A 723-nucleotide genomic window follows, 5' to 3' on the forward strand; every position below is an offset into this window, starting at 1 on the left:
TACCGAACCTGATGTCGATTCACTTACTGAACCGCTCGTTGATTCACTTACTGAGCCACTTGTTGATTCGCTCACTGAACCACTTGTTGATTCTGATACTGAACCACTCGTTGATTCGCTTACCGAACCTGACGTTGATTCGCTCACTGAACCCGATGTTGATTCACTTACTGAACCTGATGTTGATTCACTTACTGATCCACTTGTTGATTCACTCACTGAGCCACTTGTTGATTCGCTCACTGAACCACTTGTTGATTCTGATACCGAACCACTTGTTGATTCGCTTACCGAACCTGACGTCGACTCTGATACTGAACCGCTCGTTGATTCGCTTACTGAACCTGATGTTGATTCTGATACTGATCCGCTTGTTGATTCACTTACTGAACCTGATGTTGATTCTGATACCGAACCTGATGTCGATTCGCTTACTGAACCTGATGTTGATTCTGATACTGATCCGCTTGTTGATTCACTTACCGAACCTGACGTTGATTCACTTACCGAACCTGACGTTGACTCTGATACTGAACCGCTCGTTGACTCACTTACTGAACCTGATGTCGATTCACTTACTGAACCGCTCGTTGATTCACTTACTGAGCCACTTGTTGATTCTGATACCGAACCTGATGTCGATTCACTTACTGAACCGCTCGTTGATTCACTTACTGAGCCACTTGTTGATTCGCTCACTGAACCACTTGTTGATTCTGATAC

Annotated in this window: 1 pseudogene; it reads left to right on the forward strand. The window is 44.5% G+C overall.

Annotation, left to right across the window (positions count from 1 at the left end):
* Window positions 1-723 (forward strand): annotated as a pseudogene (locus BHU61_RS13640) (MSCRAMM family adhesin SdrC); the annotation flags it as partial.

The organism is Macrococcus epidermidis, from assembly GCF_003259695.1.
GTDB classification, from domain to species: Bacteria; Bacillota; Bacilli; order Staphylococcales; family Staphylococcaceae; genus Macrococcoides; species Macrococcoides epidermidis.